The organism is Nostoc sp. (assembly GCF_036919615.1).
In the GTDB taxonomy this organism is placed as follows: Bacteria; Cyanobacteriota; Cyanobacteriia; order Cyanobacteriales; family Nostocaceae; genus Nostoc.
On the sequence record NZ_JBALCN010000078.1, the window covers coordinates 72,407 to 88,407 of the forward strand.

Annotated in this window: 15 protein-coding genes; 9 read left to right on the plus strand and 6 right to left on the minus strand. The window is 41.0% G+C overall.

The genetic code is table 11. The annotated features are described in order from the left end of the window. Positions 1-87 precede the first annotated feature (87 nt). Positions 88-3,018, plus strand: a complete 2,931-nt coding sequence (gene ileS / locus V7K48_RS21930) for an isoleucine--tRNA ligase (protein ID WP_335075308.1) — start codon at positions 88-90, stop codon at positions 3,016-3,018. 265 nt (positions 3,019-3,283) lie between these two features. On the opposite strand, the gene V7K48_RS21935 is transcribed toward ileS, so the two are convergent. Next, positions 3,284-3,472: a hypothetical protein gene (locus tag V7K48_RS21935; RefSeq protein ID WP_335075309.1), complete on the minus strand. Its 189-nt coding sequence runs from the start codon at positions 3,470-3,472 to the stop codon at positions 3,284-3,286. 447 nt (positions 3,473-3,919) lie between these two features. Between V7K48_RS21935 and V7K48_RS21940 the strand changes: the two genes are divergently transcribed. Beyond that, a complete protein-coding gene (locus V7K48_RS21940; RefSeq protein WP_335075310.1) occupies positions 3,920-4,324 on the plus strand; it encodes a pentapeptide repeat-containing protein in 405 nt (134 codons plus the stop codon). Between the two features lie 481 nt (positions 4,325-4,805). Then, positions 4,806-5,768 (plus strand): hypothetical protein, encoded by a 963-nt coding sequence (locus tag V7K48_RS21945; protein ID WP_335075311.1) that lies wholly within the window; start codon positions 4,806-4,808, stop codon positions 5,766-5,768. 274 nt (positions 5,769-6,042) lie between these two features. Here the strand turns inward: V7K48_RS21945 and V7K48_RS21950 are convergent, their stop codons facing one another. Beyond that, the gene (locus V7K48_RS21950) at positions 6,043-6,243 is read right to left on the minus strand and encodes a heavy-metal-associated domain-containing protein (protein WP_300423736.1); all 201 of its coding nucleotides are present in this window, start codon (positions 6,241-6,243) and stop codon (positions 6,043-6,045) included. A gap of 450 nt (positions 6,244-6,693) precedes the next feature. Between V7K48_RS21950 and V7K48_RS21955 the strand changes: the two genes are divergently transcribed. Then, positions 6,694-6,858, plus strand: a complete 165-nt coding sequence (locus V7K48_RS21955; protein ID WP_335075312.1) for a hypothetical protein — start codon at positions 6,694-6,696, stop codon at positions 6,856-6,858. 1,044 nt (positions 6,859-7,902) lie between these two features. Continuing rightward, positions 7,903-8,118, plus strand: coding sequence for a hypothetical protein (locus V7K48_RS21965; protein ID WP_335075313.1), 216 nt, complete (start codon positions 7,903-7,905; stop codon positions 8,116-8,118). A gap of 273 nt (positions 8,119-8,391) precedes the next feature. Here the strand turns inward: V7K48_RS21965 and V7K48_RS21970 are convergent, their stop codons facing one another. Together V7K48_RS21970 and V7K48_RS21975 are read right to left on the minus strand one after the other, a co-directional pair. After that, a complete protein-coding gene (locus tag V7K48_RS21970; protein ID WP_335075314.1) occupies positions 8,392-9,132 on the minus strand; it encodes a sulfatase-like hydrolase/transferase in 741 nt (246 codons plus the stop codon). 324 nt (positions 9,133-9,456) lie between these two features. After that, complete coding sequence (locus V7K48_RS21975) at positions 9,457-10,107, minus strand: cysteine hydrolase (protein ID WP_335075315.1); 651 nt, start codon at positions 10,105-10,107, stop codon at positions 9,457-9,459. A gap of 515 nt (positions 10,108-10,622) precedes the next feature. Here V7K48_RS21975 and V7K48_RS21980 point away from each other — a divergent pair. From V7K48_RS21980 to V7K48_RS21995, 4 genes are all read left to right on the plus strand, one after another. Next, positions 10,623-10,745: a hypothetical protein gene (locus V7K48_RS21980; protein WP_335075316.1), complete on the plus strand. Its 123-nt coding sequence runs from the start codon at positions 10,623-10,625 to the stop codon at positions 10,743-10,745. Between the two features lie 597 nt (positions 10,746-11,342). After that, positions 11,343-12,365 carry a serine hydrolase gene (locus V7K48_RS21985; protein ID WP_335075317.1) on the plus strand — a complete coding sequence of 341 codons (1,023 nt, stop codon included), beginning with the start codon at positions 11,343-11,345 and terminating at the stop codon, positions 12,363-12,365. 300 nt (positions 12,366-12,665) lie between these two features. Continuing rightward, positions 12,666-13,385, plus strand: a complete 720-nt coding sequence (locus V7K48_RS21990) for an SDR family NAD(P)-dependent oxidoreductase (RefSeq protein ID WP_335075401.1) — start codon at positions 12,666-12,668, stop codon at positions 13,383-13,385. Between the two features lie 290 nt (positions 13,386-13,675). Then, the gene (locus tag V7K48_RS21995) at positions 13,676-14,401 is read left to right on the plus strand and encodes a gamma-glutamylcyclotransferase (RefSeq protein ID WP_335075318.1); all 726 of its coding nucleotides are present in this window, start codon (positions 13,676-13,678) and stop codon (positions 14,399-14,401) included. 546 nt (positions 14,402-14,947) lie between these two features. On the opposite strand, the gene V7K48_RS22000 is transcribed toward V7K48_RS21995, so the two are convergent. Together V7K48_RS22000 and V7K48_RS22005 are read right to left on the minus strand one after the other, a co-directional pair. Further along, complete coding sequence (locus V7K48_RS22000) at positions 14,948-15,646, minus strand: DUF6745 domain-containing protein (protein ID WP_335075319.1); 699 nt, start codon at positions 15,644-15,646, stop codon at positions 14,948-14,950. Next, positions 15,646-15,987: a hypothetical protein gene (locus V7K48_RS22005; RefSeq protein WP_335075320.1), complete on the minus strand. Its 342-nt coding sequence runs from the start codon at positions 15,985-15,987 to the stop codon at positions 15,646-15,648. The genes V7K48_RS22000 and V7K48_RS22005 overlap by 1 nt, the downstream gene beginning before the upstream one ends. Positions 15,988-16,001: the final 14 nt, after the last annotated feature.

A 16,001-nucleotide genomic window follows, 5' to 3' on the forward strand; every position in this document is an offset into this window, starting at 1 on the left:
AAACTCGCGTTCAAAAAGCAAATTTTGGTTTTTAGGCTATCTTCTATAATTAATAGAACCTGCACACCTAATTCTAGGCATGAGACTGTGACCGAACCAGGAAGTTACAAAGATACTGTAAACCTACCCAAGACTAACTTTGATATGCGGGCAAACGCCATCAAGCGTGAGCCTGAAATCCAAAAATTTTGGGAAGAAAATAAAATTTACGATCGCCTCTCTAAAAATAACCCCGGCGAATTATTTATACTGCACGATGGGCCTCCCTACGCTAATGGCTCACTCCATATTGGTCATGCTTTAAATAAAATTCTTAAAGATATTATTAATCGCTACCAACTGCTGCAAGGGCGTAAAGTTCGCTACGTCCCTGGTTGGGATTGTCACGGGTTGCCAATTGAGTTGAAAGTTTTGCAGAATATGAAGTCAGCAGAACGGCAAAATTTAACACCTTTACAACTGCGCTTAAAAGCGAAGGAATTTGCCCTAACTACCATAGATAACCAGTGTAAAAGTTTTAAACGCTACGGTATTTGGGGTGATTGGGATAACCCTTATCTAACTCTGAAGCCGGAATATGAAGCGGCTCAAATTGGCGTGTTTGGTCAGATGTTCTTGAAAGGCTACATCTATCGCGGTTTGAAGCCAGTTCACTGGAGTCCGAGTTCTCACACTGCTTTGGCTGAAGCTGAGTTGGAATATCCAGAAGGTCACATTTCTCGCAGTATCTATGCAGCTTTTCCAGTCACAAGTTTGGCAGAAGCTGTAAAACCACTGTTGGCGGAATATCAGTCAGATTTGGGTGTGGCTATCTGGACAACTACACCTTGGACAATTCCGGCGAATTTGGCTGTGGCGGTGAATGCAGATTTGAACTATGCAGTGGTAGAAGTTTCACGTCCAGAGGTGGAGGCGCAGAGTAATTTTAAATATCTCATCGTTGCTGCTGATTTAGTGGAACGTTTATCTTCGACGTTGGGAGTTGAGTTAACTCTCAAAGCCACGTTTAAGGGAAATGATTTAGAACATACTACTTACCGTCATCCTCTATTCGACCGTGAAAGTCCGATTGTAGTCGGTGGTGATTACATTACTATTGAGTCAGGTACTGGATTGGTACATACTGCACCGGGTCATGGTCAAGAAGACTACATTGTTGGTCAGCACTACGGTTTGCCTATCCTTGCACCAGTGGATGACAATGGCAATTTTACCGAAGAAGCGGGAGAATTTGCAGGGTTGAATGTGCTGGGTGATGGTAATCAAGCGGTAATTGATGCCTTAACAGCGGCTGGTTCCTTGTTAAAGGAAGAAGCATACCCTCACAAGTATCCTTATGATTGGCGGACGAAGAAGCCGACGATTTTCCGTGCAACTGAACAATGGTTTGCTTCCGTGGAAGGATTTCGAGAAGAAGCGCTAAAAGCGATCGCAACAGTAAAATGGATTCCAGCCCAAGGTGAAAATCGGATCACGCCAATGGTGGCGGAACGTTCCGATTGGTGTATCTCCCGTCAGCGGAGTTGGGGCGTACCCATTCCCGTTTTCTACGATGAAGCCACCGGAGAACCACTGCTAAATCAGGAAATTATCAACCACGTCCAAGGAATTATCGCAGAAATTGGTTCTGATGCTTGGTGGGAATTATCAGTTGAAGAGTTATTACCAGAATCCTATCGCCAAAATGGTAAGTCTTACCGCAAAGGTACAGACACAATGGATGTATGGTTTGATTCTGGCTCATCTTGGGCATCTGTCGTCCAACAGCGTCCAGAGTTACGCTACCCCGCTGATATGTATTTGGAAGGTTCCGACCAACATCGCGGCTGGTTTCAGTCAAGCTTGCTTACCAGTGTAGCGGTGAATGACATTGCGCCTTACAAAACTGTACTAACTCATGGCTTTGCTTTGGACGAACAAGGGCGGAAGATGAGTAAGTCAGAAGGAAATGTGGTTGACCCAAATACAATCATTGAAGGCGGGAAAAATCAAAAAGTAGAACCGCCTTATGGTGTAGATGTATTGAGATTGTGGGTATCATCAGTAGACTACTCCAGCGATGTCCGCATTGGTAAAAACATTATTAAGCAACTGAACGATGTCAGAGGCAAAATTCGCAATACAGCGCGGTTTTTGTTGGGTAGCTTGGATGATTTTGACCCGGAAAAAGATGCAGTCCCCTTCGAGGAATTGCCAGAACTTGACCGTTATATGCTGCACCGGATCACCGAGGTGTTTGAAGAAGTAACCGTTGCCTTTGAGAGTTTCCAATTCTTCCGCTTTTTCCAAACGGTGCAGAATTTCTGTGTGGTGGATTTATCCAACTTTTATTTAGATGTTGCCAAAGATAGGTTGTACATCAGTGCAACCGATGCTTTCCGCCGTCGCAGTTGTCAAACAGTGCTGAAGATAGCTTTGGAAAATTTAGCACGAGCGATCGCTCCAGTATTATGCCACACCGCCGAAGATATCTGGCAATATCTCCCCTACAAAGATAAAAATCCTAACTTCCCAAAATCAGTGTTTGAATCTGGTTGGGTGCAGTTGGATGAACGCTGGACATACCGAAACGAAGCAGAACCTCCGGAAATATATGAAATGATGTGGCGAGAGGACATCTGGAAAAAACTGCGACAACTCTGCACCGATGTTAATAAGGTGTTAGAACAAGCCAGGATAGAAAAAATGATTGGTTCTTCCCTGGAAGCGAAAGCTTTGATTCATATACCTCACAAACAGTTAGGCGATGCTATCAAAGCCTTTAACCCAGCTAATGGTAATGGTATTGACGAACTGCGGTATTTATTGCTAACTTCCCAGGTGGAATTATTAGATTCTGCTGAGGGATTGCAAGGATTAGAATATACAGCGCAGACGGAAGATTGGGGAATTGGGGTAGTGAAAGCAGATGGGGAAAAATGCGATCGCTGTTGGAACTACTCTACTTACGTGGGAGAATCAGCAGAACATCCGCTAATTTGCGAACGATGTGTTGCAGCCTTAGCTGGAGAGTTCTAAAAGCAAAAATCCCACGGCGTTAACAAACTAGTACTGCAAGGCGGAAGTCAAAAGCCAAAAGTTGACTCTGAGCGCAGTCGTAAAGCCTGCGGCATAGCTTTTCTACCTTGGGTGCGCCTTAAGCGTTGGCGCACCCAAGGTAGAGAAGGATCAAAAGTCAAAAGTATTATGGAATAGGATTTTTAAAGTTTTTAAATGGTTGCTCTATTTACGCCGTGGTGTACTAGAAGTCACGAACTCACACACAAAGCTGTAGCTTAATAGACTAAATGCTTTTTAACTTCATGAAGTCCGCCCCTCTGTAGCCTAGCCAGTGCGGTCTTCTACCTTGGTGTAACGTCTTGTAGAGTTGGAGAGACGATGCCGCGTATAGCGCAGCCTCTTCTCTACCTTGGGCTTGTTGGGTTTCAAGGATATTATTGCCAAAACCACGAGAATTTGGCGCGGCAGCCAAGAAAGCTTTTATCGACGACTGGGAATTTTATTACTTGTAAATGCCTAAAATGGCCGGGATACTGAAGCAAAATTCAGGCTTTAAGTTTCTTGTGGAGTACTGCGGGGATGATCCTGCTCTCAGCAGATAATCGTTAACAAACTGCTTGCAAAATTTCCACAATGGAGGATTGCGATCAAAGATGGGGAATGGGAAATTAGTTGAGTCGAATGGGAAAAAATACCAAATTTATTACTGATTACAGAGTGATTTAATCTTAAAACTGCAACCATAGAGGGAAGTTTGGCAAGACTGCTTAAACAATACAAGAACGAATTTCACCCTTTGACTAAGCCTGCGGTGTAATGGCAAAAGCCTATCAATTGAGTCAATCTGTTTATAGATATTGTTAACCTATTCAGTCAAAAATTTCGATTAATAGTATCTAACCGTTTTGAGGTAAGGAAGATGAAACTGAAGATTTTAGCTACCGCAGCATTAGTAAGTACGATCTTTTCTGCTGTTCCGGTGCAAGCTGCAAATCCTGTCCATATTAGACAGTTACTGAAAACAGGTAAATGTCCCGGGTGTGAATTGGCAGGAGCAGACCTGCGTTCAGCTCATTTAATCGGTGCTGATTTAAGAAATGCAAATTTAAAGGGAGCTAACTTCAAGGGAGCTAATTTAGAAGGTGCTGATCTGACCAGTGCTAATCTGACTGGTGCCAACTTGAGCCAAGTATTTGCAAGTGATATTGACTTAAGCGCTACTAACTTAACAAATGCCAAGCTGACTAATGCCAAGCTTGATAATGCTAACTTGGAGGGTGCTGTATTGACTGGGGTTGATCTCAAAAAAGTTATACTGTACTGAGCCGTCTAGTTACTAAACATTGATTTGACTCTGCGCTCAACGTAAATGAGCAGTTGTCCAGTGTGAGTAGGACGATAAGATTACCGATTACAAACTGTAGCGTAATATTTCTATAGCAAATGGCATGCTTGTTTAGTTATTTGTTGGGGTAAGGCAGTCTTGCTAGAGTTTTAAAATCTTGTGCTGCAAGAGCTTTTCAGGCTTTTTTATCTTTTCCTTCTGCCGACTGCCTCAAGCCGGACTACCTTATCTTCGTACCATTCGAGTCTTAGGGGTAGTGATTGCAGCAAAGAGCAAATATATTTTATTACTTAAGATAATTTTCAGTTAAACAAACTCGTATTTGAGATTATAAGTAGTAAAATACTAAACTTATGGAAAGTTAAAGCCTCTGGTGCGAACGCTACGCGAACGACTCCGCTCGGCTTTAATATTGAGCGGAGTCGAGATGTCAATTTTCGCCTGCGACCAAGGAGTAATAATGGTTTTAAAACAATATCAACGTGCTGTAGGCGTATTTACTCATCGTCGAGATGTAGAACAGGCGCTACATGAGTTAAGAGATTCTGGTTTGGCAATGGAGAAAGTATCTGTAGTTGTACAGAATGCAGACCGCAATCATGAAATCGCCGATGATCAAATTAAAGAGCGCACTGGTGATAAAGCTGACGAAGGTGCAACAGTAGGAGGGCTTTCAGGGGGTGCTGTTGGTGGGTTGACTGGTTTATTAGTAGGTCTTGGTACTTTAGCAATCCCTGGAGTTGGGCCAATAATGCTGGCTGGCGCAGCAGCAACTGCCTTGGTTACAACCCTTGTAGGGGCAGGTATTGGCGCTGCTACTGGGACTTTTGCTGGTGCATTAGTTGGTTGGGGAATGTCGGAAGAGCAAGCTAGAGCATATAACGAGCGAGTAGAGGATGGACACTATTTAATAATCGTGGATTGTACATCTGTTGAAATTACTAAAGTAGAAGCAATTCTACAGCGTTGGGGTATTGAAGAGTTTGGCATTTACGAGTATCTCAATAATGAGCAGTTACCTACAAATTATCTGACCACAACAACTTCTGCTACTGCAATTCCTAATAAAAGTGGGATTTTATCTAAGTATGCTATTAGTTACTTTAATCATATAGATAATGTTGATGCGGCAATTAACGATATGTCTGTCGCAGGTTTTCCAGTAAACCAGATTTCCTTAATTTGCAAAGACTTTTCTCAATTGATTGGGTCAACAGGCGTTAATTTAAGTGAGCGTTTTGACGCGATGAGGCTAGGAATAGCAGATGAGTGGGCACGCTTTTATAACGAGCAAATTGATCAAGGCAATTACCTACTTATCGTTAGTGGCACAGACAATGAGCTTGATCAAGCTAGTTCTATTCTGGACAATTATGGGGTTCAAGAGTGTCAAATTTATGACCCAATGTTAATTCGTTTTTGAAAATGAGTACCGGAAAATTTAACAGTTTTGTCAAATCAAATAAATATACAGCAATACTTTTAAAATCCTACGCTCTTTAGCTGTATTTGTTACAGCTAATCAGGAACGAAATAAGTTAACTATTTCAAGTCTGTCAGAGAAGGAAAATATTCTTGAGCAAATAGAGTAATGTGTTAATAATATTCCGCCCGCAAAACGGGCGAATATATTATGATCAAAGACTTGTGCTAGCTAAATTACATTTCTAAATCTCCTGAGAAATTTAGAAATATAATTAATAACCCTCTATAGTATAACCAGCAGATTGAACTATCTGTTTAATTGTCTCTTCAGAAGCCGAACCATCTACAGTTATGGTTTTTGCATTGACATCCACATCTACTTTGGCATCAGATACCATAGTCTGAATAGATTTAGTTATTTTTTGGACGCAGTCATCACCTTTAATATTTGTTACTTTCAATTTAGTTGCCATTACTTACCTCATTACGTCAATTAGAATTTCCATTTAATAAATATAATATCGCTTCAGATAGTCAGTTTACATCTTACTGAAGTAAGGTAATTGGGAATGACAGTGATAGTATTAAATAATAGCTGTACATCAATCTTTGTTAACAGAGTTTGCTGGCAATAAAACAAATTAGTATGCCAAAATATATAAAATAATTTCTGAAAATACACCTAGTACTACTAACTTCCAAAAAGCCGCTTTTTTCATTTGTTCTGAAGATTCCACTAGACATTGCAGATTCTCCTATAGGCGTTCTTGTTTGATACAGTTGTTCTCATAGCGTTGCCTGAACATACAAGCGTCTATACGTAAGTCACAAAACCTTTTTATCTGTAGTTTTCAACTTATTGTTATGCTTCAGATACTTATGCCCAACTTTCAGAGCATATATACATCCAAAAAGCAGCTATCTTGTGGCATAGATATGCTTTGGGCTTCGCACCAAAAATATTCAGTGACGCTGTGGAAGGCGTGTCAGAGAAAGAACAAGACTCGCCTACGGTAATGGACTGCACAACGCTGACGCTTGTGGATGAAGTACAAAAATATAACATTCTCCCAGAACAAAAGGGCTGATGCAAAACAATTCCTAATTAATAATTACTAACTCATCATTAAAATCCCATACATAAACACACTTTCTTGATTGAGTGATAAATTTATTTTCTCCATTAATAAATTAAGAGAGAAGTTAGAGCGCTGACTTCCCACGCTCCAAACTTCGAGGGGCTTTTAACCAAAATTATGAATTAATAATTATTCTGGTTAGTTTAGTTAGCATATGTTGAACTGCTCAATCTTGTTTTTGTGTTATTTCGGTTGTCAGAGAGCGAATTAACTCTCGAATTATATCAGTTGCTGGTCTTCCAGTCATTGAACAGTACTTTTCAAGCTTCTGAGCCTCACCTGATGTGAGATTGATTGTAAGTCGTTTAACAGCCCATTTCTTATTCACGTCTTATGCAACTATGTTTTGAAACTACTCCTTTAATATCAATCATTTAAGCTGATTCTACAATGATAGAATTAATGAGATTAAATTCAAGAAGCTATGAAGAAAAATACTATAGTTTCTTACTCTGTAGTTAATAGATAAAGTATATTCTAGAGTATGAAGTTTAACTATTTTGGGTCTAAGAATTGTGAATAGAATGTAAAAAGGATATTAAAGTATATCAGCACAAAATAGGTATTCACGTAGATTAAGTCTTAGAGGTTGTTTGAAAAGTCTAATTTATTACTAGCCTTGGTGACTAGAAGTCGCGGCTACACAGACAAAACCCACCTCCGTGGGTTAGAAAACCCTTCATTTTGTATTAGTCCACCTCCGTGGACTTTCCTTACGGGACACTACGCGAACACTTGTCTAGTAGCGAATTCTATGAGACTGTTGGTCAATCCAGGATGGATTAGACCCCTCACCACTAAAACCTTGGTTTGGCGTTGCTTTCCCGCCCTGCAATAAATTGCGGGCTAATAGCTAAAGTGCGTTGAAACGCACTGAAAATTAAAGAGATTAAGATAGATTCAGACTGAGGGGTTAGACCCCTTATCAATTTGCCAACAGTCTCATTCTATTCGCCTAATATTTTTCAAACATCCTCTTAGAGGATTTAGGTGATGAAAGCCATTCAGGCTTTCATCAACGGTTGGGTATTTATTCCTTATACCACGTCAGCTAAATGTGTTAAAAAGTCAGCGGATCATCTTAAATGGCGATCGCATCCTTTAATTGACTATCATCAAAAGCACTACAACGAAGCACAATCACGCCAACACCAGCTTTATTTGCAGACTGAAACAAAAAGATATTTATCCAACAGACGCGATGAATGAAGTTCATAACGAAGTATAAAAATATCTCTTCTCTACTCCCTACTCCCCTTGGGCATCAGGTGCGGGTGAACCCGGTATGTATTTGACTTGCTCAATCGCACCAGTGTATTTAAAGACCCCATATTTTTTGTAGAGATCCCATGACACCGGACTACGGGCATCTTTACTGAGCTTTATACTGAGCCTTCACCTGGATGGTGTAATCGCGATCGCTCACCAAGGGCAAAATGTCTAGTTCCAGTACCAACTCACCTGTATGGAATGTCTTCGGTTTCACTTTCTCCTTAATAAATTCCAGGAGGGTAGAGCAAATAGCTTTTTATCCTCAGCTGATAGTGTATTCCAAGCTTTAACGCCTGGATTTGGGGGTGGTAGTTGAGTGTCGGCAGGAATTAGCTTTGATGTAAGTTGCTTCTGGTACCGTTGTTGGCGTAGTACGTCCCAGCCGACATCAAACTTGCCTTTGTATTTGGCAAGGTCTGCTGAATGAATATTAAACGGTGAGTGAACAGCATTGTTGGCAAAATACAAGAAAAATGGCTTGTCTTTTGACTTGGTTTTTGCTTGTTTGAGCAATGCGATCGCTTTTTCTGTCCAGTAATCGGTGGTGAGGAAATTCTTAGGATAGCGATCAACTGAAATCGGCGTATTGTCTTCGTAGAGAATATGGGGTGTCTGGGGATGTTCTAATCCATCTAAGAAGCCAAATAAATGTTCAAACCCCCGTTGTAACGGCCAGGAATTTAATGAAGCGGTGGCGGTGCGATCGTAAGTCTGAGTCAAATGCCACTTACCTGTCAGCAGGGTAGAATAGCCATTGCTACGTAAAATTTCTGCCAGAGTCACAACATTGCTCTGAATTTCACCTGCATAACCAGGAAAACCAGGGTTTCCCTCAGCAACCCAACCAACACCCGCAGAGTGGGCATTTAATCCCGTCAATAAAGATGCTCTTGTGAGAGAACAAAGCTGATGCGTTGTGAGGTTGTTAAACCGCAGTCCGTTAGCTACCAATTTATCAATATTCAGGCTAATTTTATCGAGACTCGTTTAGTTGCTGCTGAAGTTGTTGGACTTCCTCAATTGATAAGCCTGTGGAAGGAGCAATAATGTCGATCGCCACTCCTCTACGCAAGAGATTGATAGCGATCGGCCGTGTCTTTTTTTCTCAGCCTCTCTCCAGATCGAACGATAAACGCTGGATTCCTGCATGATGTCCCTCCGTAACGATTGTGTTCAACGGAGGCGGATCACCTTTGCAACTCAACGAAGCAGGCTGATAAGTTCAGCTGCAACACGTTTGTTAGACTATGCATTATGATTGTGCCTGAAATCGCTTTAGATTTTAGCTTTCTTGCGAAGTATTAAGCATATTTCCTCTACAGTTGTCAAGAAGGCATCTCCCATAAATTTAAGGCTAGCAACGGCTCGCTGACCAGCCTCTTCATTACCTGCTCCACAAGCATCAGTGACCATGACTGGGATATAGCCAAGATCGGCAGCATGGCGAATTGTCGGCTCAATCCCGATTTCAGTTGCTACACCTACTATAATTACAGTTTGAATCCCACAATCGCGTAAGGCAATGTCGAGAGGCGTTCCCTCAAATGCAGACATCGTGATTTTGTCAAAAATTCCTTCGGAAGGAAGTGGAGTTACTTCAGGAATTAATTGAAATCCGGGCGAGTCAGGAAGAAACCAAGGCTTTACATCATCAACTGAGGTTACTCTTTGCCATGCCTTAGCTGTCTTCAGTTGAAAGACACCCGACAATTCTTTGGGTAATGACATGTGACGCATAAAAAATATGCGCAAACCAACTTCTCGCGCTGCTTGAAGAACTTTTATGACCTGGGTTTTTATATTAGAGCCGTCATTTAACTGGCTAAAAATGCCTATTTGCATATCATAAACGATCAAAGCTGTTCGATTAAGTTCGCAGGCATCCTCTAAATTTTCAGGAACTTCTAGCCCAAATGCCTTTTCCATTTTTCTTAACTCCTGAGCCTTACATTATAGAGGGTAGCAGGTTAGTCATAGACAGGTTCAAGTCAGGCTAACTATTTATTATACGGAAATTTTCCGTACAATCTTTTTCTCAATCCTAATATATCAAGCATTACAACGAACTCCTGTCTGAATATACGGAAAACTTCTTTTTTACATTCTTATTTGCGTATTATACCGAATTTTTCCATATAACCACCCTTTACGGGAGGATTATAAATAATTTTTCCGTATATCTCTTGGTATTATCAAGAATTTTCCGTATCACATCCTTAATTTAGTTTTGTATTTAACGCTGCGCCGAGGCAGGCGCAATAACTAAAGTACCCAAGGTCATGGCTGGCAGTGATTGTAAGCTTAACGCTAATAATTAGCAATAATCTTACAGGATAAGTTAATATTAGGGAATAATTGATTATTTATTGTTTATATTCTTGAGAAATTTGACAAATATTATTTTGGCTGTTTTCCATTACGGGTATTGGGAACCACTACCTATGAACATTGGTCATTTTTTGGTCTTTAGCTTTCGCTTTTTAATCGGTTCAATTGCAGGTGCTTTCTTCATTTATGTCGCCATGTATAAATCACTGCTAGTAAAACTAAAACTGCAATCTTAACCTCTGACTATTTGTATAAATATAGGACTACTATTTGATTTTTTCAAAGACACGTAGTAGCGTGGTAAGGTTAAATTTGTGCATTATATTTATGGTCTTTTGGGGCTAAATCGCTACTATGAGCCTTTAGGTATTACACTATTTTAGTCTTGCCACGCCAGTAATATCATGTTCGGTAAAAGACTTATCATTAAGAGCGCAGGGGGTAGGGGGCTCTTAGCTGGGGAAAGAGGGTTTTAAGATTTTTGCATAAATGCCCGGAATAATAACGAATCAAGCGAATATGATACAACACACCAAATCCTTACGAGTGGTGCGTTACGGATTTCATCCTAACGCACTCTAAAATACCTAATTTTGTTCAAAAATCAAATAGGAATCCTATATATAGTTAGCTGATGTAATATATGTAAAAATTATATACTTATATTTTACTTTTAGTTCCTAGTTTTTTTTATCCAACTTGCAGGTAATTATGTTATCTATAATATTTGGACATGGAAAATTATAGTGAATATTATGTCAATCAATCCGGATTTCCTCTACTTATCCGGAAAATCTCTGTAAATAAATCCACCTCTATCCTCACAGCACTACATGAAACTACGCTGGTTATTACTTAGTCTTACAAGTATTCTTCTATTGTCGTCGCCAGTAAAAGCGAATATTAACACAAATCAAGTTGACAGTGCAGATGGCGGGAGTGGAAATCAATCAGATTTACAACTACCAGAACTGAAATTCATTCCCCCAACTCCCTCAAGCGATTTTATTAAGCCAATAGATACTCATAAATACACTGGTATAGTTCCTGTAGGACGAGAAATATCAGAACTACAAACTCCAATTAAAGCATTAATGGCTCACTACAGATTCCTGACTCCTGGAATCTTTTTTATGGACTTACAAACAGGGGATTATTTAAATATCAATGGTGGTCAAGCTTTCTCCGCCGCAAGCACAATTAAGTATCCGATTTTGATTGCTTTGTTTCAGGGAATAGATACAGGGAGAATCAAACTAAATGAAATATTGGTGATGCAACGTAAACATGTTACTGGTGGTTCTGGAGATATGCAGTATCGGCGGGTAGGAACTAAGATTAGTCTTTTGGAAACTGTAACTAAAATGATGACTATTAGTGATAACACCGCTACAAATATGATTATTGACCGTTTAGGTGGTAAGGCAAATTTAAATCAGCGGTTTCGCACTTGGGGATTGCAAAGTACTGTGATTCACAATATGTTAGGAGACTTTAACGGAACTAATAAAACTAGTGCAAAAGACTTAGTACGATTGTCAGCTTTGATTACAAATAATCAGTTAATTTCTGATCAAAGTCGCTCTCAAGTTTTAGGTATCATGATTCGTTGCCATAATAGAAGCTTACTCCCGTCTGGTTTGGGTTATGGGGCAAGTATTGCTCATAAAACAGGCACTCTGAGGTTTGTACTGGGCGATGCGGGTATCATTGAAACACCATCAGGTAAGCGTTATTTGGCAGGAATTTTCGTGCGAAGACCGAATAATGACGAGAGAGCAACAGCTTTTATTCGTCAAGTTTCTCAGATGGTGTATGGCTACTTCGAGCAACCAAAAGTCAGCCATCTACCTTAATTATTGACGTTTATCTAGAAAAAAATCAAGTTGAAATTTTATGAAAATAATAGACTGACATTGATAATTAAGGGTGTTAAAGTTATGTAGTTTAATAGCATATTTGGGAGTAAGTTGTGAAAAAGCTATCCCTAATTTTATTTACCGACTTTAAAATTTGTTAGTTCATTGCTAGTGAATTTATTTTTTTAAAAATCTGCCAAAGTAGATAATCCCAATCAGGAAAAATTACTTGAGAATATTTCCACTACTAAGGAGCTAGATAATCAGATAACAGGTAAATTAGAAGGAAAAGTAGCAATTGTCACTGGCGCTTCAGCGGGAATTGGAGAAGCAACTGCGATCGCCTTGGCTTCAATTGGAGCAACAGTAGTACTCGCTGCTAGGCGTGGCGATCGCATTCAGGCATTAGCAGAACGCATCGAAGCTAGTGGTGGCAAGGCATTGCCTATTGTTACTGATATGACTGACGAAACCCAGGTAAATAACTTGGTGGCAAAGGCAAATACAGAATTGGGAAGGGTCGATATCCTTGTGAATAATGCAGGGATTGCCTTACTAGGCACCATTGAAGCTGGGAATAGCTCAGATTGGCGGCGATCATTTGACCTCAACGTACTAGGACTGCTATATGCTACTCATGCTGTTTTGCCTCTCTTGAAGGCGCAAAAATCCGGGCATATAGTCAATATCTCCTCAGTGGCTGGTAGAACAGCGCGGGCTGGTATCGGTGTTTATAATGCTACCAAATGGGGTGTGAATGCCCTCTCGGAAGCATTGCGCCAAGAAGTCTACAAGGACAACATCCGCGTCACTATTATTGAAGCAGGTATGGTAGATACAGAAATTGACAACCAAATTACTGATCTCGTTGCCAAACAACGCATGGAAGAACGACGCAAGTCAATTACACCTCTGCAAAGCGAAGACATTGCTGCTGCGATCGTTTACGCTCTCACCCAACCACCGCATGTTAATGTCAACGAAATCCTCATCCGACCAACGGGACAAGAACTCTAAACAAGCATAAAGTCCAAGAGTCAGCCCCAACTCTTCTCTACGAGAGGCTGCGCCAAGGAGACGCTCTTGCGTTCGGGGAAGTCATATCATGTTCGGTCAAAGACTTATCATTTAGACCGCAGTTCTTGCTGGGGGCTCTTAGCTGGGGGAAAGAGACTTTTCCGATTTTTGCACAGATCCGGTAATCATAAGTGATTAACCGGACTTGATATCAAAAGTCAAACATTTTGAACCCGGTAAATAAATAGTGAAATTACTGAATATTTACAGAAAAGGAAATAATCTAGATTATGTCACTCAGTCGTAGCGACCTCGAAGCTGGAAATCAACAGACGAGACTATTAGAAGCATCACACTCTGGAATCAAGCTAACTACCTTGAGCGAAGATGAGTTACAGCGATCGCTCGATGAAACACTACAACAGCAACCACCAAATTCTGATATCTGGATATTTGCCTACGGTTCGCTGATTTGGAATCCTTTAATCACATACATCGAGCGCCGTGCTGGGATCATTTATGGTTGGCATCGGCGCTTCTGTACATGGATGATCCTCGGTCGGGGAACTCCAGAGAATCCTGGATTACTCTTAGGACTTGATCGGGGTGGTAGTTGTCGTGGGATTATTTATCGCATTGCTGCTGCTGATGTAGCATCCGAATTACTGCTGATTTGGCGACGGGAGATGTTGGGTGGTGTCTACGTTGCTCATTGGGTAAAGGTGTTTGACGGTACGCAGAAATTCCGAGCGATCGCCTTTGTTGCCAATCGTCAACATCCCAGGTACGTTCATCAGATCCCATTAACAACCACTGTTAATAGTATTGCCAGCGCATCTGGAAAATTGGGTTCCTGCGCTGATTATCTCATCAGAACTGTCGATGGATTAATCGCAGAAGGCATTAAAGATAGACAATTACTCTTGTTACGCAAACAAGTGCTGGCAAAACAACAAGCGCTTTTAGTTAATAGCGATCGCTCTGCTTTACCGCCTATTTACGGGCAACAGCCATGATGTGAGCGCTCATCCCCAATATAGAGGGTTCAGTTTCTAACCAACGAATCGCTTCTAATGCCGATTATCTGTGAGGTTGCATAGAACAAGGGCTTAAGTCTTAAATCTTACCAAGGTTGATTTTGTGCAGCTTCACAAAAAATTGGTATAAAAGGCGATCGCAGCGATCTAGCTCATTCCATTGTTCCTGAAAGTTTTGTAGTAACTAGCCGGGCCCTTCAATCGCTAAGGTAATTTCTTTTTAGAATTTATGTGCAAATAGTATCTAAGATAAAATTTGGAGTTGGAGCAATAAAAAATGCTTAATGCAAGTGTTGTAAGAATATTTCAAATTTCTAGTATTCAGCAAGAGATTTTGGCTCATAATTACTCAGTTACTATAGTTAGATCGTGCCATTGAAATTCTCAATCAGGGTTTAAAAGATTTGGTTGAGGAAACTTCTAAATATAAAAAGTCATAGTGATTCGTGAATAATATACGCGAACCAATCTCCCTTTTCCACATCTTGTGAAAAGTCAGGGCTTTAGTCCAGTCAGGATATCAAATTACGCCTCGATCGCAGGGTTATAATCATCTGGGTTATTAAAGCCTGCAATCCAGGCGGCTGCCTGATGGCAATTTCCCATGTTCGGGGGAACGCGCAAGATATGAATATGTCCTGTGGATGGACAGGTAACTTTCAAAACCATCAGCGGCTCGTCATCTTCAAAAGGAATGTAGACTAGTTGACGTTCCCCACCAACATCTCGATCGCGATCGCGGATCAACCCTCCCACTTGCTGCAAAAATGTCTCGTATCCCAGACGTTCAATCAGCACGCGGCGCAATTCAACATTCTCTATATTGAGGATATCCTGCCCCGTTATCGACTGAGATTCAAAGGCAATCCGCTCGTTCACCTGCACGCCTCGCCAGCGCAAGACAAAACCATGCCCCGCAGATAAGCTGGTAATCCCACTTCCGGCCAACTCGATCCAATAAGTGACGTGGAGTCCTTGGGGAAGGGTAGTGAGATTTACACAGTCGCTGATATCAATACTTTCACAGGTTAGATTTTCAGGTAGATTGTAAAGATCCAACGCACCGCTTAAATCCAGATGACCTAAAACGCGGATACCATCCCAGGCGCGATGCTCAAGGATGAGTTTTTGAGCATGTTCAGCTGATACAGGCTCATGGCTTTCGTTTGGGCGCTGCTTAATTGGTTTCTTCGGCACACGTCCCTTCGACATTATCTTCAGCATTAGTCCATTACCTCCACGTCAGTATCAGGTCGATATTCACGTTGTCTCCAGACGCGATAAAGCCCTTGGGGTAATTCAATCGCCCGATGTTCTTCATGAACTAAAGTGGCACTTGGTTCTTTAACTTCAAGAAAAAGGTCACTACCATGTACCCACAACTGAACAGCAGTGGATTGCTGAATGCGATGGCTGTGTCCTGTGATTTCACCATGAGCCAGAGTAGCACCTACACGCCTCTGAGCACCGACAGGTAAACTGGCAATACGTTTGATCAGAACGTCGCCATGTCTGTAGAGAACACTAGCTTGGTTAGCTTGGGAGTTATTGGTGTGGTTAAACATCTTTTGATCATAAC